Annotated in this window: 21 protein-coding genes; 7 read left to right on the top strand and 14 right to left on the bottom strand. The window is 58.6% G+C overall.

Annotated features, from left to right (window positions below):
* Positions 1–101: 101 nt before the first annotated feature.
* Both ROO76_16680 and ROO76_16675 read left to right on the top strand, forming a co-directional pair.
* Entirely contained in the window at positions 102–1,484 is a 1,383-nt protein-coding gene (locus ROO76_16680; GenBank protein MDT8069799.1) for a CCA tRNA nucleotidyltransferase, read from the top strand.
* A 132-nt stretch (positions 1,485–1,616) separates the two neighbouring features.
* Positions 1,617–2,078 carry a YbhB/YbcL family Raf kinase inhibitor-like protein gene (locus ROO76_16675; GenBank protein MDT8069798.1) on the top strand — a complete coding sequence of 154 codons (462 nt, stop codon included), beginning with the start codon at positions 1,617–1,619 and terminating at the stop codon, positions 2,076–2,078.
* 532 nt (positions 2,079–2,610) lie between these two features.
* On the opposite strand, the gene ROO76_16670 is transcribed toward ROO76_16675, so the two are convergent.
* Positions 2,611–3,195, bottom strand: coding sequence for an ADP-ribosylation factor-like protein (locus tag ROO76_16670; GenBank protein MDT8069797.1), 585 nt, complete (start codon positions 3,193–3,195; stop codon positions 2,611–2,613).
* Positions 3,196–3,396: 201 nt separating this feature from the next.
* A complete protein-coding gene (locus tag ROO76_16665; GenBank protein MDT8069796.1) occupies positions 3,397–4,725 on the bottom strand; it encodes a VWA domain-containing protein in 1,329 nt (442 codons plus the stop codon).
* A 115-nt stretch (positions 4,726–4,840) separates the two neighbouring features.
* On the opposite strand from ROO76_16665, the gene ROO76_16660 reads away from it, so the two are divergent.
* Positions 4,841–5,896 (top strand): VWA domain-containing protein, encoded by a 1,056-nt coding sequence (locus tag ROO76_16660; GenBank protein ID MDT8069795.1) that lies wholly within the window; start codon positions 4,841–4,843, stop codon positions 5,894–5,896.
* Between the two features lie 59 nt (positions 5,897–5,955).
* Here the strand turns inward: ROO76_16660 and ROO76_16655 are convergent, their stop codons facing one another.
* From ROO76_16655 to ROO76_16635, 5 genes are all read right to left on the bottom strand, one after another.
* The gene (locus ROO76_16655; GenBank protein MDT8069794.1) at positions 5,956–7,251 is read right to left on the bottom strand and encodes a VWA domain-containing protein; all 1,296 of its coding nucleotides are present in this window, start codon (positions 7,249–7,251) and stop codon (positions 5,956–5,958) included.
* Complete coding sequence (locus tag ROO76_16650; GenBank protein MDT8069793.1) at positions 7,248–8,360, bottom strand: RluA family pseudouridine synthase; 1,113 nt, start codon at positions 8,358–8,360, stop codon at positions 7,248–7,250. Before ROO76_16650 ends, ROO76_16655 begins: the two co-directional genes overlap by 4 nt.
* 75 nt (positions 8,361–8,435) lie before the next feature.
* Positions 8,436–9,401 (bottom strand): threonine/serine dehydratase, encoded by a 966-nt coding sequence (locus tag ROO76_16645; protein MDT8069792.1) that lies wholly within the window; start codon positions 9,399–9,401, stop codon positions 8,436–8,438.
* Positions 9,401–10,606, bottom strand: coding sequence for a hypothetical protein (locus ROO76_16640; protein MDT8069791.1), 1,206 nt, complete (start codon positions 10,604–10,606; stop codon positions 9,401–9,403). The genes ROO76_16645 and ROO76_16640 overlap by 1 nt, the downstream gene beginning before the upstream one ends.
* 67 nt (positions 10,607–10,673) lie before the next feature.
* A complete protein-coding gene (locus ROO76_16635; GenBank protein ID MDT8069790.1) occupies positions 10,674–12,344 on the bottom strand; it encodes a ribonuclease J in 1,671 nt (556 codons plus the stop codon).
* 119 nt (positions 12,345–12,463) lie between these two features.
* Here ROO76_16635 and ROO76_16630 point away from each other — a divergent pair, with 119 nt between their 5' ends.
* Positions 12,464–13,126, top strand: coding sequence for a putative Ig domain-containing protein (locus ROO76_16630; protein MDT8069789.1), 663 nt, complete (start codon positions 12,464–12,466; stop codon positions 13,124–13,126).
* Positions 13,127–13,135: 9 nt separating this feature from the next.
* Here ROO76_16630 and ROO76_16625 read toward each other — a convergent pair whose 3' ends face one another.
* From ROO76_16625 to ROO76_16615, 3 genes are all read right to left on the bottom strand, one after another.
* Entirely contained in the window at positions 13,136–13,549 is a 414-nt protein-coding gene (locus tag ROO76_16625) for a secondary thiamine-phosphate synthase enzyme YjbQ (protein MDT8069788.1), read from the bottom strand.
* Between the two features lie 90 nt (positions 13,550–13,639).
* On the bottom strand, positions 13,640–14,896 hold the full coding sequence (locus ROO76_16620) for an ABC transporter permease (protein ID MDT8069787.1): 1,257 nt from the start codon (positions 14,894–14,896) through the stop codon (positions 13,640–13,642).
* A gap of 13 nt (positions 14,897–14,909) precedes the next feature.
* Positions 14,910–16,169 (bottom strand): ABC transporter permease, encoded by a 1,260-nt coding sequence (locus ROO76_16615; protein ID MDT8069786.1) that lies wholly within the window; start codon positions 16,167–16,169, stop codon positions 14,910–14,912.
* A gap of 100 nt (positions 16,170–16,269) precedes the next feature.
* Here ROO76_16615 and ROO76_16610 point away from each other — a divergent pair, with 100 nt between their 5' ends.
* Positions 16,270–16,947, top strand: a complete 678-nt coding sequence (locus tag ROO76_16610; GenBank protein MDT8069785.1) for an EcsC family protein — start codon at positions 16,270–16,272, stop codon at positions 16,945–16,947.
* Here the strand turns inward: ROO76_16610 and ROO76_16605 are convergent.
* Together ROO76_16605 and ROO76_16600 are read right to left on the bottom strand one after the other, a co-directional pair.
* Positions 16,944–18,317 carry a cation:dicarboxylase symporter family transporter gene (locus tag ROO76_16605; GenBank protein MDT8069784.1) on the bottom strand — a complete coding sequence of 458 codons (1,374 nt, stop codon included), beginning with the start codon at positions 18,315–18,317 and terminating at the stop codon, positions 16,944–16,946. The genes ROO76_16610 and ROO76_16605 overlap by 4 nt on opposite strands.
* A 49-nt stretch (positions 18,318–18,366) precedes the next feature.
* Positions 18,367–19,203 (bottom strand): 2,3,4,5-tetrahydropyridine-2,6-dicarboxylate N-succinyltransferase, encoded by an 837-nt coding sequence (locus ROO76_16600; GenBank protein MDT8069783.1) that lies wholly within the window; start codon positions 19,201–19,203, stop codon positions 18,367–18,369.
* Positions 19,204–19,341: 138 nt separating this feature from the next.
* Here ROO76_16600 and ROO76_16595 point away from each other — a divergent pair, with 138 nt between their 5' ends.
* Entirely contained in the window at positions 19,342–20,136 is a 795-nt protein-coding gene (locus ROO76_16595; protein ID MDT8069782.1) for a PIG-L family deacetylase, read from the top strand.
* Positions 20,136–21,215: a glycosyltransferase gene (locus ROO76_16590; GenBank protein ID MDT8069781.1), complete on the top strand. Its 1,080-nt coding sequence runs from the start codon at positions 20,136–20,138 to the stop codon at positions 21,213–21,215. The genes ROO76_16595 and ROO76_16590 overlap by 1 nt, the downstream gene beginning before the upstream one ends.
* Here the strand turns inward: ROO76_16590 and ROO76_16585 are convergent.
* A complete protein-coding gene (locus tag ROO76_16585) occupies positions 21,188–21,808 on the bottom strand; it encodes a hypothetical protein (protein ID MDT8069780.1) in 621 nt (206 codons plus the stop codon). The genes ROO76_16590 and ROO76_16585 overlap by 28 nt on opposite strands.
* Before the next feature lie 222 nt (positions 21,809–22,030).
* Entirely contained in the window at positions 22,031–22,570 is a 540-nt protein-coding gene (locus tag ROO76_16580) for a hypothetical protein (protein ID MDT8069779.1), read from the bottom strand.
* Positions 22,571–22,721 lie beyond the last annotated feature (151 nt).

Raw genomic sequence — 22,721 nt, 5'->3', positions numbered from 1 at the left:
CATCTTACAAGAGGTACCGGGCACCGGGTTGCGGGTACCGGGTGTTGAAGCTGCGTCTCACTGCTGGCACCGGGTACCCGGCACCCGGTACCATAAGACCTATGCTCGCTCGCCGCGCCGCCACCGAGGTCGTCCGTACCCTGCGCTCGCAGGGGCACCAGGCCTACTTCGTCGGCGGGTGCGTGCGTGACCTGCTGCTCGGCCGCGATCCCGCTGACTTCGACGTTTCGACCGACGCCACGCCGGATCAGGTAATGCGTATTTTCCCGCAAACTTACGCCGTCGGCGCGCAGTTCGGGGTCGTGCTAGTGCCGTTCCGTGCCGTCGGAGTGGACGGTGGGGCCGCGGAGGGTGAGGAATTGACGGCTGAGCATCCCAAGGTGATCGAGGTCGCGACGTTCCGCAGCGATGGCGCGTACTCCGACGGGCGCCACCCGGATGCCGTGCGATATTCCGCCGACCCACGCGAAGATGTCCAGCGCCGGGATTTCACCATTAACGGGCTGATGCTCGATCCGCTAGATGGCCAGCACGTGCTCGACTACGTCGGTGGCCAGCAAGATCTCCAGCGACACCTGGTGCGGACGATCGGCGATCCCGAGCGTCGTTTTCGCGAAGACAAGCTGCGCATGATGCGCGCCGTTCGATTTGCCGCCCGATTCGAATACAAAATTGATGCTGAGGCCTTCGCGGCCATTCGTCGACTCGCACCGGAGATCCTCCATGTAAGCCACGAGCGCCAGCGCGACGAAATCACCAAGATGCTCACCGAAGGCCACGCGCGGCGCGCCTTCGAACTGCTCGACAGCTCCGGCCTGCTGCATGAGGTTCTGCCGGAAGTCGAAAAAATGAAGGGTGTGGAACAGCCACCGCAATTCCATCCCGAGGGCGACGTCTGGATCCACACCCTATTGCTCCTCGGCATGTTGAAACCCGGAGCGTCGCGCACTCTCGCGTGGGGAGCGCTGTTGCATGACGTCGGGAAGCCGCCGACGTTTCGTATCGCGCCGGACCGGATTCGCTTCGACAACCATGTCGAAGTGGGCACTCGCATGGCCGAAGCCATAGGTCATCGCTTTCGCATGTCGAATGATGACATCGCGCAGATCATGGCGCTGGTCGCGAATCATCTGCGCTTTGCGGACGTGAAAAACATGAAGGAGTCAACTTTCAAGCGCTTCATCCGGCTCCCCCGGTTCGACGAGCACCTTGAACTCCATCGCATCGATTGCCTCGGCAGCCACGGCATTCTTGACCTCTACTGCTACACCCGGGAGAAGATGGCACAACTCGAACCCGAGCAGGTTCGCCCGACACTTCTCATCGACGGGCACGACCTGCTCGCCGCCGGCTACGAACAGGGACCGCGCTTCAAGGAGATATTGAGCGCCGTTGAGGATGCACAGTTGGAAGGGCGCGTGCAGTCGAAAGAAGAAGCCATGGAGTTCGTTCGTCGCGAATTTCCGCTCACGACAGGCGTATAGTCTCCGCGAAGGACGATTATGAACACAAAGAGCTACGTGGTCGCCACCACTCTGCTGCTATCGCTTTTCTACTTCACTCCCGCCAGAAGATTATTTGCGGATCCAGACGTTCTAACGCAAGGAGGTCGCACTATGTCATTTGCTGTTCAGACGAGTGCATTCACCGAAGGTGGCGCTATCCCGAAGAAATACACGTGCGATGGCGCCGACGTTTCGCCGGAACTGACATGGGCCAATGCTCCGGCGGGAACGCAGTCATTTGCACTGACCGTCACCGATCCGGACGCTCCCGCCGGCACTTGGACGCACTGGGTCGCGTGGAACATTCCTGCAAGCACCACAAAACTGTCCGAAGGAGTTTCGAAAACCGAGAAGCTCCCGGATGGCACTCTCCAGGGCAAAAATGACTTCAAACGCATTGGCTACAACGGTCCTTGCCCGCCGCCGGGAAAACCCCATCGATATTTCTTCAAACTGTACGCGCTCGGAACGAAGCTGGACTTGAATCCCGGAGCGAGCAGAGGCGAGCTGGAAAGTGCCCTGAAAGGGCACATCCTTGGGCAGGCGGAAGCGATGGGGAAGTACGGCCGATAGCGTGCTTCGTCCCCCAAATCCGGCGCAGAATCGGGCACATGACTTGCCCTGAGTTGTGTGCTCCCCGTCACGGACGGTTGCCGATATTCGCGGCATGATTCGGCTACAGAGGTTCTCGCCCAAGCCTCATTGGGGGCAAGTACATGCCGAGAGCAGGGGTTGTTGCCACCGCAGAAAAACTTCAAACTGTCCCAGCACCACCGAAAGGCACCTTCAGCCTTATCCTGACAATTCTTCTCTGCCTTCCCAGCCTGATTGGTGTAACCGCGTTTCTCTTGAACTTATTACTCTATCGGGACCCCGAGGAATGGGGCCAGATATCCGGTGCACTGGTTGGGATGGGCGGCATTTTCGGAAGACCACTTGTGGCTTTGGCCGCAGTAGTAGGCGCTTCGGTTGCGTTTCGAACGAATGTGCCTCCACGGATCTTGTATGCACATCTGGTTGTGGTGGGCTTCGGAACGATTGCGTCGTTGATCTTCTTATTCAAGCTTGGGATGTAACGTCGGGCTGGGTGGCTGTCCTGTAACGCTTACCCTTTTTTGAGTTCGATCAGCACCTGCCGCGCAACTTCCTTCAGCGTTTCGAAAACGCCCTGGCCCTGAAAAGCCACCGCTTCAAAAACGGGTTCGTTACGCTTCACGAGTTCTTTCTTCAGATTGTCAACGGCCAGCACGTTGGGCAGGTCTCGCTTGTTCAACTGCAGAACGTAGGGGATCTTATAGAAGTCGTAGCCGTGCTCTTTGAGATTTTCGACGAGGTTGTCGAGCGCTTCGACGTTGGCGTCCATCCGCTCTTCCTGGGAATCGGCGACGAAGACTACCCCGTCAACGCCACGCAGGATGAGTTTGCGGCTGGCGTCGTAGAAGACCTGGCCGGGTACGGTGTAGAGGTGGAAGCGGGTTTTGAAGCCGCGGACGGTGCCGAGATCGAGGGGCAGGAAGTCGAAAAACAGGGTTCGATCGGTCTCGGTCGCCAGCGAGATCATCTTGCCTTTTTGTTTTTCCGCGGTTTTGTCGTAAATGCACTGCAGGTTCGTCGTTTTACCGCCCAAACCGGGGCCGTAGTAGACGATTTTGCAGTTGATCTCGCGGGCGGCGAAGTTGATAAAACTCAAAAGAATCCTCAGTTATCGGTCGCGACGACGCTGTCGGAGGAAGGAGCGGCGCGCGAGGGGATGTTCCGACTGCCTTCCGGCTGAACAACTTGCCGGAAACCAAGGTTATAACATAAGCAAGACAGCTACTCTCCCGATTGTCTCGCGTCGCAACCCGTTTGTCACTCCCTGCACAGGTTACGAAGAGCCAAGTTACTGAAACTATTGCCGCATCGGCGGTAGCGGGTAGTAGCCTTCCTTGGCATAGACCTTCAGGTCCGACCGCGTTACCTGCACCTCGATGCTGCGATAAGCGGTCGAAAGCGCTACTGAGCTCGTGTAACCGATCGTGTACTGGTTGCGGGCATCGTCCATCAGTCTCGAATAGGCGTCCTCGATCGCAGAACGGTCGTTCGAGTTAATCACCTCTCCACCGGTGGCGTTTGCGTACTTGGGGAGAATGTCGCCGTAGGGCTGCCGCGGAAGGCGGAATTTCGAGAGCTTACCGAATAGCGGAGTGGCTGCCTCACTAACCCCGAGGGCATACACCTGGACTTCATTCGAAAGCAGAACCTTCAGGACGTCGCTGTAACTCGCACTGCTGCGGTCCTCCTTACCGTCGCCGATCACGAAGATGACCTTGCGGCGATCGCGCGGACGATGAGAAAGGTCGATTGCGGCACGCAGGATGGCGTCATTCAGCACGTGAGGTGGCTCCAGATTCTTGACACTGGTCGTGACGGGTCGGCTGGGATCACCGGGATTAAAAACCTTGCCGTTGACAGTTGGGCCGGAGACCATGGGACCGGCGTTGGTAGCCGCGCCTCCGGTTGTTCCCTGCTGTTCCTGGACCCGGCGCAGGGTCGTTGACGTGCGCTCACCCAGTGCCGCGTAGTAATCCTGCTGCTGTTTCACGGTGGCGCCATAGGTGTAGATAGAAACCTCGTCGTAGTCACTGAATGCGCCAACCAGAGCGCTGAAGGTCTCCTGGACCTTCTTCAAAGCGATGTCGGACATCCCAACGTCGATCACGATAGCGGCAGAGATACCGAGGGGATCGCTGCTGAAGAAGTTGATCTTCTGTGGCTTTCCGTTTTCCAGGACCCTGAAGTTGTCGACAGTGAGACCATAGACCGGTCGTCCGCTATCGTTCTTTACGGTAACCGGAACCACGACAGCGTTCGTATTTACGACGAAAGTCTTCAGACGTTCCTGCGGCCCTTCCGGCTCTTTGGTCTCGCCACCCTGCGGTACGGTCTTGATAACCGGCTTCTTTGGTGGCGGGGGCGGTGGCGCGGAGGTGTCGGGCATTGCGCCGGATGGTTGTTGCGCCGCGGGTTGTTGCTGCTGTTGCTGCGGAGCTGCCTCATCGCTCGGCGGCGGAGCATTGCTGGTCGAGGGTGGCGGCAAGGGAATGTTCGACGAGGGTTGCTGCTGCGCAGCTCCGGGCTGTGGCTTGGGAGCGTCTGGCAGGCTCTGTTGCCCCCACACTGGAATGGTCAAAATGGATAATGCGATGAAGATTGCCAGGCTGCGCCCAACGGTTCTCATGAAATTAATATCTCCGTTCTCGCAAGCTGCTGTTTCACTCTTTTCTGCAACTAACACTAATATAGACCCCGCTCGTGTCGTAAATACTAGATTACAGTCTTCAGGGAGAGAAGGTATGCCCGTACGTGTCGCCACCGTAGCCGGCCCACATCTGCGAAAAACGCGCAGGTATGGGACACTAAGATTTGCGTTCACTGCGTTGCTCCTTCTTTGGATGCTGCCAGCCCTCGCGCAGGATCAGTCTTCACAGCAGCAATCGCAAGACCAGGAGCAGGGCCCCACGTTCAGGGTTAACGTCAACGTAGTCAACCTGTACTTTAACGTCAAAGACAAGCACGGCGCTCTTATCCCCGATCTGAAGAAAGACGATTTCCAGGTCTTCGAAGACGGCAAGCCACAGACAATCAAGTACTTCAGTGCCAACTCCATCCAACCCCTGACTCTGGGAATCATGATCGACTGCTCCGGGAGCCAGGAGCGTGTGCTGCCAATGACCCAGGAGATTGGGTCGCAGTTCGTTCATGACGTCCTCCGCCCCAAGGATGAAGCCTTCCTCATCAGCTTCGATATTCAGGTCGAACTCATGCAGGACTTCACCGCTGACCCGCAGTTGCTGTCCCGGGCGCTGCACAAGACTCGTATCAATGTTGGCGGCGGATCGTACGGCGTGCCCGGCATCGGCCAGGGCCCCGTGCCGGTCAGCAACCCCAAGGGAACCCTGCTGTATGACGCGATCTATCTCGCTTCAAACGACAAGTTGAAAGAGGAAGTCGGGCGCAAGGCGCTGATCATCCTGACCGACGGCGAAGACCAGGGCAGCAAGACAACTCTGCGCGAGGCCATCGAAGCAGCCCAGAAATCCGACGCCATCGTGTACGTGATCTTCGAGGCTGATCGCGCGGCGACGTGGGGCAGCGGTAAGGGAGACATGAAGAAGGTCGCCGAAGAAACAGGCGGCCGGGTAATCGATGTCGGCGATAATCCGAAGAAACTAAAGGCGGCTTTTGACCAGATATCGAGCGAACTGCGCAGCCAGTACTACATCGGGTATACCCCGACGAACCAGAAGAGCGACGGCACATATCGCAAAGTGGAAGTAAAGCCGGTCAACAAGGACTACAAGATCCAGGCGCGCAAGGGATACTATGCCCCCGGTGGCCATGACCAATAGTCGACAGCCCCACCCTTCTAAACGGCTGCGAAGAATGAGGTTCTCAGCTTTGGGTTTCTTTATTTATTGACAGTTGCGGGCGGCACATTCTGAGAAGTCGCAGAGACGTTCTTTGGAGCGTAGTAACCTTTCTTGGCTCGAACCTTCAGGTTCTTTTTCCCGAAAGCATCGATGGCAATCGTACGATAGCGCCCATCGGCCACAAAATCGGTTGGGTGGTAAGAAATCGCGTATTGGCTTCGCAGCTCGCTCTGAATATCGGTGAAAGCATCCGATACTTCCTGCAACTTGAATGGCGTAAACAGGCGTCCGCCGGTGGTTTCGGCGAAGCGCTCCAACACTTTGTCACCGCGTGTCTTCTGACCGGTAATATTCGTCGAGATGGCGTAGATGATGACGCCGGCTCGCTGCGCCATTTCGACGGCTTCCTCACGAGTTACGCGGCTCTGGTTGTCGTCACCGTCGCTGAGCAGGATGATGGCGCGCCGCGTGCCATCGGGGCTCGACGGTGGGTTCAACAGCTTCTCACGGCAGGCATAGTAAATGGCGTCGTAGAGCGCAGTTCCGCCGCCCGCACGCAGCATGCGAACTCCGTGGGCCAGGTTTTCCGTGTTGTCGGTGTAGTCCTGCGTGACCTCCGCGACCGTGTCGAAACCGATAACAAATGCTTCGTCTTTTCTCTGGCGAATGATCTGGTTGAGGAATTCGATCGCCGCTTCCTGCTCGAACTTGAAGCGATCGCGAATCGAGTTGCTCGCGTCGATCAGCAATCCCACTCGCAACGGTAGATCCGTCTCGCTGCGGAAGCTCAATATCTGCTGTGGCTTGTCGTCGTCGAGAACTTTGAAATCTTGTTTCTTCAGGTCTTTGACGAAACGTCCGTGCTTATCGGTGACAGTAAAGACGATATTTACTTCGTTTACGTTCTTGGTGATAGTCTCCGCTGGATTCTCGGTATTTACATCGGACGGCTTCGACGCGTTCGTTGGTTGCTGCGGATTCGCATTGTCCTGCGCACTGGACTCCGATTGCGTGTTCGATTGCGATTGCGTCGGACTGTCATCGTCTGCAGAATTGTCGGCTGACTTGTCCTGCTGCGGCGCTTGGCCGGGCGCCGCTTGAGGAGCGGGCGGCTGATTGTTCGCAGGCTGTTGCGGCTGCGCCGGCTGCCCCTGCTGGTCAGTGGAGTTGTTCTGAGTTTGCGGTGTTTGTGCTGGCGCGGGAGCGGGTGGCTTGGGCTTCGGCTTTGGTGCGATCGTCGCTGAAGGAGCATCCGGGAGGTCAGCCGAAGATTGGGCAAAGGCGCAAATCCCCAGCGACAAAAGCGCGCAACCGAGTATCAAACGGATCTTCATGAGTGCTGACTCATTATACTTCCGGAACGTCGCTTGCTTCGATGCCCGGAGTCCGATTCGCGCAGCTTTTCGAGAAATCCACTTAGTTCCCCTGGAAGAGCGACATCCAACGCCAGTTCCCGACTAGTGCGCGGATGTGGTAGCCGAATGGAGGCAGCGTGAAGGAAATTTCGATCCAGTTGTAGCACGCTGGTGTCGGCACCCTTCTTCTTCTTCAACTCTGCTCGCTTCGCCTCGGCCCGCGTTGAAATCGCATGGCCAAAGCGTTGCCGTTCGCGCGTGTGGGGAGATAGCACCGCGGGAGCGCCATAAAGAGTATCCCCGACGACCGGATGGCCCAGAGATGCCATATGCACGCGAATCTGGTGGGTGCGGCCCGTCTCGATCTTTACATCGACCAGGGCAAACCTGCCGAAGCGCGAATCAATGCGCTCCAGGACTTTGTAATGCGAAACGGCGTCCCGAGCGCCGTCGCCCCGAATGCTCATGCGAGCGCGGTTGGCGCGATCGCGTCCAACCGGGGCATCGATGGTGCCGCTGTCCGCCTTCGGCCATCCATGCACCAATGCGGTGTACCGCTTATCGACCTGACGCTCAGCGAAAAGCCGAGCCAGTTTGCGATGAGTGCTGTCGCTTTTGGCAACCACCAGCAACCCGCTCGTCTCCTTGTCTAACCGATGGACGATCCCGGGACGCAGCTCATCGCTGCCACTCGAAAGCTTCGCAAATCGATGTAACAGGGCGTTGACCAAGGTGCCTCGGTTGCGCGGATCGTCACTCGCTCCTGCCACCGCGTGTACCGTCATGCCCGCAGGCTTGTTGATCACCGCAATATCTTTGTCCTCATAAACAACGTCGAGCGGAATGTCCTCGGCGAAGGCTCTCAGAGGAGGCAATTCGACTGGGCCAAGTAGAGTGATCGTCTGGCCGCCTTTGAGCCGTAGCGATGGCTTCGCAGGCTTACCGTTGACGACGATCTTCCCTTCCTCGATCAACTGCTGCACCCGGGCGCGGCTGACATCGCCGATGCGAGTAACGAGGAACTGATCGAGACGCGAGCCCGCGTCGTCTGTGGCTGCGGCGAAATCCCGAGGATAGCGGTCTGGCATTGTTGTGTTCTTCGCCACAAAGTTTTCTAACCCAAACTTTCGTGTCTTCGTGCCTTCGTGGTTCTTAGCGCCTTGTTATTCCGAACTGCCTCTCAGCAATTCCGCCAGCAGTTCCGGCTCGATATTGCCACCGCTGACCACCGCGACTGCCTTGGAGGCCTCGGGCAGTTGCGTGCGATGGTAGAGCCATGCCGCGAAGGTCACGGCTCCGCTTGCCTCGGGCGCGATGTGTGCAGTTGTGACCATCCGCTTCACTGCGCCGCGGATCTCGTTTTCGCTCACAGTGACGATATCGTCGACGTGCCTGCGAATGTGCTCGAAGTTGATCGGCCCGACGCTCTGTGTCCGAAGTCCGTCCGCCAGCGTGCTCGTGGCCCGCTCCGGCGGAATGGAAACGATGCTGCCGGAGCGAAAGCTCTGCTGTGCATCGTTGGCAAGCTCGGGTTCGACACCGACTACCTTTGCCCGCGAGCCGCTGAGCTTCACCGCCGTGGCCACACCGCTGATCAGCCCACCGCCGCCGACTGGGCACAGCACGAGATCGACGTCGGGGAGGTCGGTCACGATCTCCAGCCCGACGGTGCCCTGCCCGGCGATGATCGCCTCGTCGTTGTATGGCGGCACGATCATGTATCCGTGCTGTGCGGCAAGCTCTTCCGCTTTCTTTTTTCGCTCATCGCTGCCCGGCCCGACGGTGACGATCTCCGCTCCAAGCGCAGCGGTGGCGTCCATCTTCCCCTTCGGGGCGTTGCGAGGCATTACGATCACGCACTTCACACCGAATGCTCGCGCCGCATAGGCGACGCCCTGCGCGTGATTCCCACTGGAGTAGCTGATGACGCCGCGCTCGCGGTCGGCCTCCGCCGCCGACGCAATCTTGTTATAAGCCCCGCGAAGCTTGAAGCTGCCGATTGGCTGAAAACTCTCTGGTTTCAAATAGAAGGCAGTTTCGTCGCCGGTGAAACAGCGGATGAGCGGCGTGCGCACGGCGATGCCGTGCAGCCGCGAGTGTGCGAGTTGAATGTCGTCTAAGGTAACCATCAGTGCCTTCCGGAAGCTGGGGCTGCTTCAAGTTGCGCAGGCGCGAGTTCGTGATGCGAACGCGCATGTTTGTCGCAATCCTGCAGCACATCCTTCATGAAGTCTACTAGGCGCCACTCGTCCGCAAAAGAGGGCTTGCCCCCGAGTTCGACATGGCTGATCACCGGGCTTATAAGCGCGGCTTTGAGCTTATCCGCTGGAACATCTTTCTTAAGCCACATTAGTTCTGCAGGGGGAATGACATTGTCGGCCTCACCGTGCGCGAGGAAGACATCGGCGCGAATGTGCGCCAGTTTGCCTTCCGGCGACACGGCTTCGGCGTCAGTCTTGTGCTCAGACAGACTTCGGAGAAGGTCGGCGGATAGGCCGCCATCCTTGTGGGCGAGGAGATCTTCCATGCGGGCGCGCCCTGCGGGAGAAAGTCGTTGGGCGATCGCCTGTGCCTGCGCGGTTTTCTCATGCAGTTGCTGGCGAATGGCCTCGCGCGCGCGAGGAACATCGGCGGGCGAGAAGAAGTCCTCCGGATGGGCATAGGCGACGACCAGTATTCCGTATTCGTGAGCCTGCATATGTAGTACGGCGCCGCGGGGTCCCTGGACAGTATTCGTCGCATAAAACCGCAGAACCCGAGGCAGGCTGTCGTAACCGCCGATGGAAATCACTATGCTGACGTCCTTCTCGTACTGTGGTTCGGATGCGGCCACCAGCGCCAATCCCCCGGCGAAACTGAGCCCCAGTACCGCGACGGAGTTCGCCCCGGTGCGCGCCTTGAGATCGCGCGCGGCGTAACCAATCAAGTCAATGGAACCCAATTCGACGTGATAGTCGGCCAAGTCTGCAAGTTCAGGTGTCAGCACGAGCACTCCGTGCGTCGAGAGCGCGCGAGAGAAATTCACCAGGCGTGGCTCGTCAATGCCGAGGTAATGGACGCCATGGAGAATCACCATCGCCGGAGGATTCGGAATACCCTCTGGGATGTACAAGCGCCCGCGTACCGGGCCGGCGGGGGTCTGAACGCTCGTATCACGAATAGTAATTGGGTTCGTATCGTGGCGAGTCAGCCAGTCGTGCCGATTAGGATCGCTAACTCGAAGCAGGACGGATGCGGCATCAAGATAAGGATTGAGCCAAAGATGGCCGCCGCTCAGCAAAAGCAGGATGACCAAAGCCGCGAGCAGAAGCCGGCGCTTTCGGCCTGAGGACATGCAAGGTTTGTACAGGAACGCGCAGAACGGGTAAAGCGAAAACAGTGCTTGCGCGCGTCGGTCGGGATTAGACTTCGAGGATCACCGGCATAATCAGCGGTCGCCGCTGCGTGTTCTTGGCGATGTAGCGCTTGAGTTCCACCCGGATCTTCTCCTTGATCACGCCATAGTCGGCCTTCTCTTCTTTCGTCGAGAGTTCGAGCGTACGCATAACGGTCTCGCGGGCTTCGGAGACGAAACCGTTGTCGGCGGGCGCGCCCGCGAACCCGCGCATCACGATTTCCGGAACCGCCTCGACTTGCCCCGTCAATTTGTTAATGGCGATGATGGGCAGCACGAAGCCGTCTTCGCTGAGGTGACGCCGATCCTTGATGATGAGATCCTCGACGATATCGGCCGTCGAACCCGAGTCGATGCAAACGCGCCCGACGGGCACCGTACCGACCTTGCGCGCCCCGAGTTCGTCAAATTCCAGCACCTCGCCGCTTTCAATCATCATCACGTTCCCGACTGCCCCGCGCATTGAAGCGGCCAGTTCGGCATGCAACTTGAGCTGACGGTACTCGCCATGGATCGGGATGAAGTACCGCGGACGCACCAGATTGATCAGCAGCTTAAGTTCTTCCTGGCTGGCGTGTCCGCTGACGTGTACCGGAGGCTTGCTGCCGTCCTCATAGATGACGTGCGCGTCGCGACGGAACAGGTGATCGATGACCCTGTAAATGGCCTTTTCATTCCCTGGAATAATTCGAGACGAGAGCACAACCGTGTCGCCTGCCTCGATCTTCGCGTGCTTATGGTTATCGACGGCAGCCCGCGAGAGCGCCGACATCGGCTCACCCTGCGTGCCACTTATAAGCACACACACTTGTCCGGGCGCATAATCCCTGATCTGGCCGGGATTAATAAACAGGTGCTTTGGAAGGTCGAGATAGCCGAGATCTTGCGCGATCTCGGTGGACTCGACCATGGAGCGCCCGATGATCGCCACCTTGCGGTTGAAGTCGTGCGCGAGTTCAATCGCAAGCTTGATGCGATGGATCGATGACGAGAAGCACGAAATGAAAACGCGCCGCTGCGCGTGTTGGAAGATATCGGCGAATCGCGGATGCACTGCGCGCTCGCTCGGTGTATAACCCGGGCGCTCGACGTTCGTCGAATCCTGGAACAGCGCGAGCACGCCATTCTTGCCGTATTCGGCAAAAGCGTGCAGGTCGAAGAGCTTGTTGTCGGTTGGCGTCGGGTCGACCTTGAAATCTCCCGTGTGAATCAGCACTCCCAAGGGCGTATGAATCGCCAGAGAAACGCAATCCACGAGGCTGTGCGTGACGCGAATGGGATGAATCGTGAACGGGCCGATTTTGATGGCGTCACCAGGACGAATCTCATTCAGTTCCGCATCGTCCAGCAGCCCGTGCTCATCGAGTTTTCCCTCAACCAACGCCAGCGTAAACTCCGTACCGTAAACGGGAATGTTGAGTTCGCCGAGCAACCAGGCGATGCCGCCGATATGATCCTCGTGCCCGTGGGTAAGAATGAGCGCGCGAACCTTGTCGCGGTTCTGAATGAGATAAGTGATATCTGGAACAACGATGTCGACGCCGAGCAATTCACTTTCGGGAAACATCAACCCGACGTCGATGACAATAATGTCATCTCCCCAGCGAACGGCCATGCAGTTCATTCCGAACTCGCCCAGGCCGCCCAACGCCACTACTTGCAGTTTTCCTACTGGCATTTCTCTTGATGCTAGCACAGCGTAAGATGCGGAATCGGAATACCGGGAGGTCGGGCGAGCAGAACCACGAGCCTTCTGGCGCACATCTCACTACACCATTGCGTTCGGACGAAGGTGCTATGAAACTGAAGACAACATGGATCGTCACGACAGCCTTCCTGATGTCGAGCCTCGCAACCGCCCAAACCGCTCGCCTGACGATCAAGACCGAAACCCTGCCCGTGGGTCTCGCTGGAACGGCATATAAGACTCGGCTGGTCGCCGATGGTGGCCGCCAGCCTTACTTATGGAGTGTCCCCGAAGCCAACCTCCCGCCAGGACTTCGGCTGGACGAGAAATCCGGCACCTTATTCGGCGTGCCCACCGCTGCAGGCGAATTCCATCTCACCCTCGTGCTGGCGGACTCGAGCGTTCCGCGCAACCAGGTCGAGCGCAAATACACGCTGGCGATCAGGGCGGCCCTTACGATTCGGTGGATCGAACCACCGCGAGTTGCAGGAGACGCCATTCGCGGCCGCATGGAGGTCACGAACGGAACTGGGCAGTCGCTCGACCAGACCGTCATCGTGCTCGCGGTCAACAGCTACGGGAAGGCGTTTGCCCTGGGATATCAGCACTTCACTCTTGCTCCCCAAACCGAGAGCCCACCTATCCCATTCGAATCGACCCTGCCGTACGGGACCTACGTTGTAAACGCAGATGCGGTAGGCGAGGTGAAAGCCAGCGGCGCGATCTACAGGACGCGGATGGAAACGGGAGCGCTGGCGGTCCGGCGCCCTTAGAGTTAGCTCCTACTCACCCATTACTTTCACCAGGACGCGCTTGCTGCGTTGCCCGTCGAACTCGGCGTAGAACACGCGCTGCCATGTTCCCAGGTCCAACTTCCCCTTCGTGACGGGCAGAATCACCTGATGATGCACGAGAATCGCTTTCAGATGCGAGTCGCCGTTGTCTTCGCCCGTCTGGTGATGGTGATAGTCGCGTTTGAATGGCGCAAGCTTTTCCAGCCACTGATCGATGTCTTCGATCAGACCGTCTTCCAAATCGTTTACATAAACACCGGCGGTGATATGCATGGCCGAAACCAGCACAATGCCGTCCTTGATGCCGCTACGGCTGAGAATCGACTCGACTTGCGGGGTGATGTGAACGTACTCGCGGTGATTCGGGGTCTTGAAGGTCAGGTACTCGGTATGCGATTTCATGACGAATCCTATTCTCGCCGATACCGAGGCAGGCGGAAACGGCAATCGCGGATTTCGCGGATTCACGCGGAGAGAAACGCGCGAAAGAACCTATTCGAATCGCAGCGCTTCGATCGGTTCCAGTCGCGAAGCCTTCAGCGCCGGCCAGAAACCGCTCGTAATACCGACCAGGCCGAGGATCGCGAAAGAAATCACCATCACCTGGACCGAGGCGTGCAGGAAGATGTCGCCCTCGTGGTTCGCCGTGTGATAGAAGGCGCTGTAAAGCGGCATCGGCGGAATCACCACTGTCAGCAGCCACGAAAAGACCATCCCAAGAACACCGCCGACAAAACTGATCCCAAGCGCTTCGAGCAGGAACTGAACCAGTATTTGGCGCTGCCGCGCACCCAATGCCTTGCGCAGGCCAATTTCGCGCGTGCGTTCCGTCACGCTCACGAGCATGATGTTCATCACCCCGACACCACCGACGCCGAGCGTCAACGACCCGATAATCCCAAGCAGAGCTTCCAGACCGATGGTGAACGCGCGAAGCATCTGGCCGCTGTCGACCGTGTCCCAGTCAGGCGTGGCCTTGGTGTCAGCGGGATTGAAGTGATGTCTACGGGCAATCACCGTACGCGCCGCCTGCAAGGCCTGGAGGTGCAGTTCCGCGCTGATTGGCTGAATGACGATCATATCCGGATACTTCGCTTGCTTGAGTTCGTTGTACAGCAGATACGGGATGAATGCTTCTTCATTGTCCGGACCTTCATACATCGAGTCCTGGATTTTGATTCCCATGACGCCGATGATCTCGAACGAGCGGCCTTGAATAAGGACGTTCTGGCCAACTGCAGGCGCTCCCTGGAACAACCGCTTCGCCGCAGCATTGCCGAGGATTACGACCGGGCGGCGCTCCGTATATTCGGCTGGTTCGATCATGCGCCCTTCGGCAACCTTGATATTGCGCATGGCCGGATACGGAGCTTCGATGCCGCGCGTCCGGATGGAAACAACCCGCGTACCCACCTTGAAACCGAAATTGCCCGTCGATTCGGCGCTCACCGCACGAATGATCGGGACCTCCTGCCGGATCGCCTCCACGTCTTCGTACTCATAGCGAACCTTGCGTCCCGCGCGCTGACCACCGGCCTGCATGCTGGTTTGCCCGGGCCAGAGCACGATAACGTTGTTTCCCATGTTGCCGACCGCCCGGGTAATCCCACCACCGAGCCCCTCACCGAAAGCCAGCAGGAGCACAACCGAAACGACGCCCCAGGCGATTCCCAGCATCGTGAGCACCGAGCGCATGCGATTTCTCAGCAGCGCGATCCAGCTTTGCTCGATCAGTTGTCTCCAATACATGCTCCACCTCCGCTCACTCGTACCGCAGACACTCGGTCGGCTCCATGTCCGCGGCCCGCTGCGCCGGATACATACCCGCATTCACCGTGATGAGCGACAGCGTGACCAACGAGCCGACAATCGCGATAGGCGAGATGATCGGCTTCGGAACGAAATCCGGCAGAGGCGCGCTCTTCAGGAGCACGCACAATCCGACGCCAACCGCGTATCCCAGCACTCCACTGATCACGGTCAGCGCCGCCGACTCGCTGAAGAACTGGTTGAGGATGTCGCGCCGGGTCGCGCCCAGCGCCTTCAGAACGCCAATCTCCCGCGTACGCTCGGTAACAGCGACGAGCATGATATTCATTACGCCAATGCCGCCGAGCGCAAGTGTTGTGACTGCGACTATCCCGAAGAAGATGGTGATGGTGTCGAAGATTCGCGCCAGAACCTTGGCGAACTCCATGGTGTCCCAGATGAAGAGCGCGTCTTTGTCCGCCGGATCGAAATGATGCATGCGCCCGAGAACGCGGCGCACCTGCATTACCGCCTCGTCGTGCTCGTCGGGATCGGCCACCTCCATCACGATGTCCGAGAGCGTGCCTCTGTTGATGATCTGTCCCTTCTCAGGCGGCGGCGGAAAATCCCGCGCCATCGCCGAGTAAGGAACGTAGATCATGTCGTTGTCAGGCCCGCTATAGTTCGAGTTCTGCTTCTTCTCCGCCAGGACGCCAATCACGACGTAGGGATATCCCGCCATCGCGACCGTGGCCCCGATGGCGTTTTGCCCCGGAAACAGTTGTCTCGCGGCATTCCACCCGAGGATCGTCACGCGCCGCATCTCCTGCTCATCTTCCTCGGTCATGTAACGACCGTCCGCCAGAATAAGCGAACGAAAGTCCTGGTACGACGGCCACACACCGGAGACCTGCCGCGCCGAGGAATTAAACTGGCTCACCTGTGGTACCGTACGCTGCAATTCGGGGCTGATAGCCTTAATCCGGTAACACTCTTTGCGAATAAGGCGTGCGTCGTCGATCGTAATCTCGATCTCGCGCCCGGCGGCGAGACCTCCGGCCTGCGAACTCGTGCGCCCGGCCCAGATGATGACCAGGTCCTTGCCCAGCGTCTCCATCCGCTTCTTCTGATCCTGCTTGAATCCAAGCCCCAACCCCACCAGCAAAATGACGGAGGCGATGCCCCAGATAATTCCGAACATCGTGAGAAAGCTGCGCATCTTGTGCGCCCGCAGCGTCGCAAACGTTCGTTTTAGGATTTCGGATAAGTTCATGGAGCCCGGCTTTTGGGTGCTCTCGGCTGCCGCAGCAACCCTGTTTTGAAGTACGAGCAAACCGGAGTTGAAGTTCCGGTGTACCATCGAAGAAGAGATCATGAGTGAGCCGACGCAGAAACACGGACTAACCCGGCGCGCCGTAGAGGCCATCGCCAAGCGCGCTCTCAAGCACGCCTTCAAAACCATCGCCGTCAACCCGCAGGAATATCTATTCAAGCTACGCGCGGCTCATGACCTTCCTGTCCAGAGCTACCAGGGAATGTTCACCCTTCCGGTCGACGTGCTCGATGATCTCGCGCGCCAGACCATTCGTGCAGGAATGAAGATGGCCGCCGCCGAGGGCGCGGGGTTCGGATTGGGGGGGATTTTTACGCTGCTTCCCGATCTCAGCATCCTCTCGGCAATTACGATGCGGACGATCCAGAAGCTCAGCCTTGTCTATGGTTTCGAATTCAATACCGACGAAGAGCAGGCGGAGTTGTGGGTCGCAGCAGCGTCAGCCGCCGGGGTCGATATCAGCCGCGAGTTGCTGGAAAAACAAGTGGTGAACCGTTTCATCCCGCAGGTCGCTCAGAAGATCGCCACGCAGGCATCCGCCGATGTCGCGGAAAAATGGGCTGGACGTCTTATCCCTCTGGCGAGTTCGGCAATCGGCGCTGGTCTGAACTACTATTTCGTCCGGGGCTGGGGACGCCGCGCCATGGCCCACTTCCGCAGCCGTCACCTGGAGACACGGGCAAAGATGGCCGAACGTGTCCAGCAGACAGCAGGCTAGTTCGCCGCGTTGAGCGCAGCTGGCGACGGCTGTTCCTTTCCGAAATCCCCTTCCCACCGCGCCACCACCACCGTCGCAAGGCAATTCCCGAGAACATTGGTGGCCGTTCGAGCCATGTCCATCAGTTGATCGATGCCGAGCAGAATGAAGATCGGCTCGGTAGGTAAACCGAACGAGCCTGCCGTTCCGAGAAGGATCACGATAGCTGCACGAGAAACCCCGGCCACACCCTTGCTCGTGAGCATCAGCGTCAGCATGAGCAGCAATTGCCGACCGAGGCTGAGGTGCACACCGGCCGCCTGCGCAACAAAAATCGAGGCTAGCGAGAGATACAAGGTACTGCCGTCAAGATTGAAGCTGTAGCCTGTGGGCATTACAAAAGCGACTGTCTGCCGAGGCACGCCCATCGCTTCCATAGCTTCCATCGCCCGCGGAAGCGCTGCCTCGGAACTGGAAGTGCCGAACGCAATCGAAAACGGCTCGGCCACAGCGGAAACAAATCGGCGCAACGGCACTTTCACCAGTACAGCGATAGGAAGAAGAACACCGAAGATGAATACCAGCAGCGCGGCATAGAGCGTCGCCAGCAACTTCGCGAGATTTCCGAGAATCCCCAGCCCGGTCGTTCCGACCGTGTAAGCGATCGCCGCACCCACTCCGAACGGTGCAAACCACATGACGATGTTCGTGAATTTAAACATCACCTCGGTCAGGCTCTCCGTAAACGCCAGCATCGGTCGGCGCCGGTCCTCGCGCACCATCGCCAGCGCAATACCAAAAATGATGCTGAAAACGACGACCTGCAGGATCTGCCCTTCGGCGATTGACTTGGCGATGTTCTCCGGGAAGATGTGCAGGATGATGTCCGACCCGGCGACTTTCTGCGCGGTAAGCGTTTCTCCCGTCGGAGCCGGAATATGCGCTCCTACACCGGCCTTGCTGATGTTGATAGCGGCCAGCCCAATGAACAGCGCGATCGTGGTGACAGCTTCAAAATAAAGGATCGCCTTGATGCCCATGCGTCCGACCTTCTTCAGGTCGGAATGCGCGGCAATCCCGCTGACCAATGTCGCGAACAGCAGCGGCGCGATGATCGTCTTGATCAGGCGCAGGAAAATCGATGCGACTACCCGCAGGCTGACAGCGACGTGCGGCCAGTCGTAACCGATAGCCGCGCCAACCGCCATCGCCACCAGGATCCAGGCCGTGAGCTTCCGCTTGTAGAATCCGTAGACGACGAACAATCCCAGGGCGATCCAACGAACGCTGAACAGCAAATGCGCTGGCAGTGCCACAAACCGGCTAACGACGGCGAGCACGGCCCAGAGGGCGAAAGCAGCGAGAGTGAGGTAGAGAGACCTGGTTTTCATCGGCTGCGCGGCAATGACGAATGATGAATTTCGAAATGACGAATGAAGTTCACCGCAGAATATCCTCCAACTCCACTCCTTTATCTGTCTTCTCGTCGCGATACTTCACGATCACCGGAGTATAGAGCGATAGCCCCCACTCCTTGGCCATGCCCTTCGTTACGGCGCGGGAGCCAGGCACCACGACTGCGTTCTCTGGGACCGTGAGCGGCTGGTCAACGGTCGCGCGATAAACTTCGTCTTTCATGATGTCGAACAGCGGCGTCGATCTGGTCAGGATCGTCCCTGCACCGAGCACCGCCCGTCGCCGAACCAGCGTGCCTTCGTAAATCCCGCAATTTCCACCAATCATCACGTCGTCCTCAATGATGACCGGTGAGGCGTTGATCGGCTCCAGCACTCCGCCGATCTGCGCCGCCGCACTCAAATGCACGCGCTTGCCAACCTGCGCACACGACCCAACCAGCGCATGCGAATCGATCAAGCTGCCTTCATCTACGTATGCCCCAACGTTGATGTACATTGGCGGCATGCAGATAACGCCCGGTGCAACATATGCTCCCGCTCGGACGCTCGAACCTCCCGGAACAACCCTCACGCGATCCGCCGGCGAGAAACGCCGGGTCGGGTACGTTCCCTTGTCCACGAACGACAGCGCCGGTCCATCGTCCATCGACTCCAGTTCACCCAGCCGAAACCCGAGCAGGATTCCCTCTTTCACCCAGACGTTCGTCACCCAGCGGTCGCCGTCTTTCTGCGCCGAGCGGATTTCGCCGCGCGTGAGGGCATCGCGGAACTGGTGAAAGGTCTGGATTGCCGAGCGCTCGTTCTTTGCCTCGGCGCCGAGGGCGTACAGGCGCTCAATCTCCTGGCGAAGCGGATGCATGGGTGAGGGCAGTATAACGTCCAGCGCGCCTTCGCGCGACTTTGCGGAGCGACCATCCGGCAGTCGAAACTTTCGATCACAGATGTCACAAACATCCCTCGTTCTGAGCGCATCTTACTTCGGATGATGGCGGTTGACTTGGAAACCCTGTTGGGCCGGACGCTGGTGCTGGTCGCTCATCCCGACGACGAGTGCATCACCTGCGGCGGCCTGCTGCAGCGCATGCGCGACCCCGTCGTGGTTTACGCCACCGACGGCGCGCCCCAGGACCCTTACTTCTGGCAGAAGTATGGCAGCCGCGAAGCTTACTCGCGGATGCGCCAGGAGGAGTGTCGCCACGCGCTGGCGCAGGTCGGCGTGCGCGAGATCGTCTTCCTCGCCAACCTGGAGCCACGACTCGTTGACCAGGAGTTGTTCCAGAACCTTGCCGCAGCCTACGAACTGCTCGCGCACGAAGCGAGACAGCTGCAGCCGCAGGCGATACTGACCATGGCATACGAAGGCGGTCATCCGGATCACGACAGTTGCAGCCTGCTCGCCCACGAACTGGGGAAGCACCTGGCAATTCCGGTCTGGGAAGCGCCTCTCTATCGCCGTAATCGAACCCAGTTGTCTGTGCAGGAATTCCTGGAGCCGAACGGATCCGAGGCCGCACATTCGCCGAATCCGGAGGAGATCGAGCGCAAACGGGCGATGTGCGCCTCGTATCCGTCGCAGGGAGACTTCCTGCAGGTCTTCCGCATCGAGCCAGAGATCTTCCGCCCGCAGAAGCAGTACGACTACTGGCGTCCACCGCACGAAGGCAAGCTGAACTACGAGTTGTGGCAGTGGTCGATGACAGGAACGCAGGTATCGGCGAAGTTCGAGGAGTTCCAGAACGCGTTAAAGGCGAATGCTACCGCGGACGGACGCGGAGATTCGCGGATCGCTTAATGATTCAGCCGAGTGCTTCGATGAACATTCTTTTCGTTTCCTATCCCATGTTGCCGGTGAGCGACGCCAGTTGCGGCGGCGCTGAACAGATGCTGTGGACTCTGGAGCGCGAGATGGCGCGTCGCGGATATCGCACCGCGGTTGCCGCCTGCGAAGGTTCGCAGGTTTCCGGCGACTTGATCGCGACGGGAGAGGCGCCGACTGCTGTCGATGAATTTGACGCGCGAGCTAAACAGCATTCGCAGTCTGTGATTCGCGCCATCGAAGAGCAGGAATTCGATGTCGTGCACGACGAAAGCGGCTTCTTCTGGCAACACGCTGGAACGCTCGATCTGCCGGTGCTCGCGACTCTGCATCTGCCGCGAACCTTCTATGACCAGAAGTTGTTTCAATCTCTTCCGGAGAACGTCTCTTTTAATTGCGTCTCCCGTTCTCAGGCTCGAACATTCGACGACTTCCCGCAGATGTTCGGTGTCGTTCCCAACGGGATCGCCCTGGAGCGCTTTCGTTTTGAGCCGAACAAGAGCGATTACGTTTTCTGGCTTGGGAGAATTTGTCCGGAGAAAGCTCCGCATCTCGCAATCGATGCTGCGGAACGCGCCGGTGTTCGGCTCGTCATGGCTGGGCAGGTGTATCCGTTCTCCTGGCATCAGGAGTACTTCGAACGCGAGGTGCGGCCGCGACTGGAACGCGCCCAGGGCCGCATACGATGGATCGAGAAGCCCAGTTTCGCGGAGAAAATGGAGTTGCTCGCGGAGGCCCGTGCGTTGCTCCTGCCAACGCTCGCTCCGGAAACCAGTTCGCTCGTCGTCATGGAGGCGATGGCATGCGGGACTCCGGTGATCGCCTTCCCCAATGGCGCGCTGCTGGAGATTGTGCGCAACAACGTCAGCGGATATCTCGTCACAGACGTTTCTCAGATGGCCCATGCGATCGGCGACCTCGATCGCTTATGGCCGGAAGACGCGCGAGCGGTTGCTGAGGAGAACTTCTCGGCGCGAACAATGGCAAATGGATACGAAGCTCTCTACGAGCGGATCATGTTGGAATTTCACGAGCAACGTCGGCTAGCGGCATAGTTGGTCCCTCCTTCTTCGACAGCGGGGGGGTTGCGGGAACTAGCAAAGACCGCCTTCTCTTCCTCGACGATCCACACGTGGTCCGGTTCGACCGGGTCGTAGATTATCGAAACGCTGTCTCCCTTCTGCAGCAATTGGCTGAAGCCGGGGAAGTTCGACTCTACTGTCGCGACCACGGAGTGCGCAGGGCTCAGCCCCGGGAGCATGTCGCTATTCGACTTATACTGGATAGGACGATAGGACAGGATCACTCGATGCTTGTAGGTGTAGTCGGAAGAGGTCTCGATTTGTTTGACGACTGCGGCGGCAAGCGGCGCGGTTTCGACGAACTTCCTTTCGCGCAGTCCCCAGGCGTGGACGACCACCGCGATTAGGGCACCGGTGACGACGATCGGTCCAATGACTTGCCACACCGTTCCCACGGCTTCGTTGTGAAAGTGGTAAAACGCTATCACCACGCCCGCGATCAGCAGGCACGGAAGAAAAACAGCAGCAAGAGCGAGAAACTCGCGTCGGTACACGCTTCGCGCAAGGCGGGCTCGCATGGCGAGTGTGACCTGGTCGGGACGAATCCTATCGCCAAATCCGGGCATACGACGGCCTCCTTAAAAAGATGCCGCTATGAATAGAGATAAATAAGCCCGGAACGGATATGAGTGTGAGGTTTATGCCATGTCTGGCAAGTGGAACTCAGTGACGAATGACACGAACGAAAGTGACGAAGGCGACCGGACATGGTCGCTCAAATTCTCTTTCCCACCGAGCCCTCGTACAGTGCCCGCATCTGCCGCATTCAGCAGATGTGGGTCTTCTCTCTACTTCGCCCCAACCGGATGCTCGTGTTCCACTTCAACCACCTCGACATGCTCTGGATTCGACGGCTCATAAATGACGGACACGAGATCTCCGGTGTGTAACTGCTCGTTGAACGCCGGCGCATCAGTGTGCAACTCGGCGGTTACTTCTCCTTCGTGCGATGGTGTGCCGGGCGCCGACGCAGGGTCGAACTTCAGTTTCAGGTAGTGCTTGTGGTCAGCGGTAACGTCGATCTCCTCAACCTCGGCCGGTGCTGCGGGCGCATTTTTCAGAAAGCGGTTCTCCCAATGGAACCACATGCGGATCCCGATCATGACCAAGACTCCCACCATGACCGCGAATACGATGGGGCGCCATTCGCTCCCCCAAGGCTCCTGGTGCCAGCGATAAACGAGCGATAGCAGGAGCGATACGGCAACGACACCCAGAAACGCGGCAGTGTGAAGCAGTATCTCCGATAAACGGCAGTCGCCGATGAGCTGTTCGCGAAGCTCGGGAGTAATTTCTTCGGGGCGGATTCGGGTGCCGAAGTCATGCATAACGGCCTCCTGAAGGTTCTGTTATCCCACCCTTCATGACCCGAATGCAGTGATATCTGGACGATGGCCGGGTGATTTGTGAACGCCAAAAAGCGACCTCGGATTCGCGCGGATAATCGCGTATCTCATTGACACTAAAGCTCCTGAGTTC

This window comes from Terriglobia bacterium, assembly GCA_032252755.1.
In the GTDB taxonomy this organism is placed as follows: Bacteria; Acidobacteriota; Terriglobia; order Terriglobales; family Acidobacteriaceae; genus JAVUPY01.
The sequence above is the reverse complement of the archived record's forward strand: the minus strand, read 5'-3'. Positions and strand labels throughout refer to the sequence as shown.

Bases quoted from the DNA above. Each gene is read 5' to 3' on its own strand.
- ROO76_16660 (MDT8069795.1), top strand. From the start codon at position 4,841: ATGCCCGTACGTGTCGCCACCGTAGCCGGCCCACATCTGCGAAAAACG.
- ROO76_16655 (MDT8069794.1), bottom strand. From the start codon at position 7,251: ATGAAGATCCGTTTGATACTCGGTTGCGCGCTTTTGTCGCTGGGGATT.
- ROO76_16645 (MDT8069792.1), bottom strand. From the start codon at position 9,401: ATGGTTACCTTAGACGACATTCAACTCGCACACTCGCGGCTGCACGGC.
- ROO76_16625 (MDT8069788.1), bottom strand. From the start codon at position 13,549: ATGAAATCGCATACCGAGTACCTGACCTTCAAGACCCCGAATCACCGC.
- ROO76_16600 (MDT8069783.1), bottom strand. From the start codon at position 19,203: ATGCATCCGCTTCGCCAGGAGATTGAGCGCCTGTACGCCCTCGGCGCC.
- ROO76_16610 (MDT8069785.1), top strand. From the start codon at position 16,270: ATGAGTGAGCCGACGCAGAAACACGGACTAACCCGGCGCGCCGTAGAG.
- ROO76_16585 (MDT8069780.1), bottom strand. From the start codon at position 21,808: ATGCCCGGATTTGGCGATAGGATTCGTCCCGACCAGGTCACACTCGCC.
- ROO76_16635 (MDT8069790.1), bottom strand. From the start codon at position 12,344: ATGCCAGTAGGAAAACTGCAAGTAGTGGCGTTGGGCGGCCTGGGCGAG.
- ROO76_16580 (MDT8069779.1), bottom strand. From the start codon at position 22,570: ATGCATGACTTCGGCACCCGAATCCGCCCCGAAGAAATTACTCCCGAG.
- ROO76_16615 (MDT8069786.1), bottom strand. From the start codon at position 16,169: ATGAACTTATCCGAAATCCTAAAACGAACGTTTGCGACGCTGCGGGCG.
- ROO76_16675 (MDT8069798.1), top strand. From the start codon at position 1,617: ATGTCATTTGCTGTTCAGACGAGTGCATTCACCGAAGGTGGCGCTATC.
- ROO76_16640 (MDT8069791.1), bottom strand. From the start codon at position 10,606: ATGTCCTCAGGCCGAAAGCGCCGGCTTCTGCTCGCGGCTTTGGTCATC.
- ROO76_16590 (MDT8069781.1), top strand. From the start codon at position 20,136: ATGATTCAGCCGAGTGCTTCGATGAACATTCTTTTCGTTTCCTATCCC.
- ROO76_16605 (MDT8069784.1), bottom strand. From the start codon at position 18,317: ATGAAAACCAGGTCTCTCTACCTCACTCTCGCTGCTTTCGCCCTCTGG.
- ROO76_16680 (MDT8069799.1), top strand. From the start codon at position 102: ATGCTCGCTCGCCGCGCCGCCACCGAGGTCGTCCGTACCCTGCGCTCG.
- ROO76_16620 (MDT8069787.1), bottom strand. From the start codon at position 14,896: ATGTATTGGAGACAACTGATCGAGCAAAGCTGGATCGCGCTGCTGAGA.
- ROO76_16630 (MDT8069789.1), top strand. From the start codon at position 12,464: ATGAAACTGAAGACAACATGGATCGTCACGACAGCCTTCCTGATGTCG.
- ROO76_16665 (MDT8069796.1), bottom strand. From the start codon at position 4,725: ATGAGAACCGTTGGGCGCAGCCTGGCAATCTTCATCGCATTATCCATT.
- ROO76_16650 (MDT8069793.1), bottom strand. From the start codon at position 8,360: ATGCCAGACCGCTATCCTCGGGATTTCGCCGCAGCCACAGACGACGCG.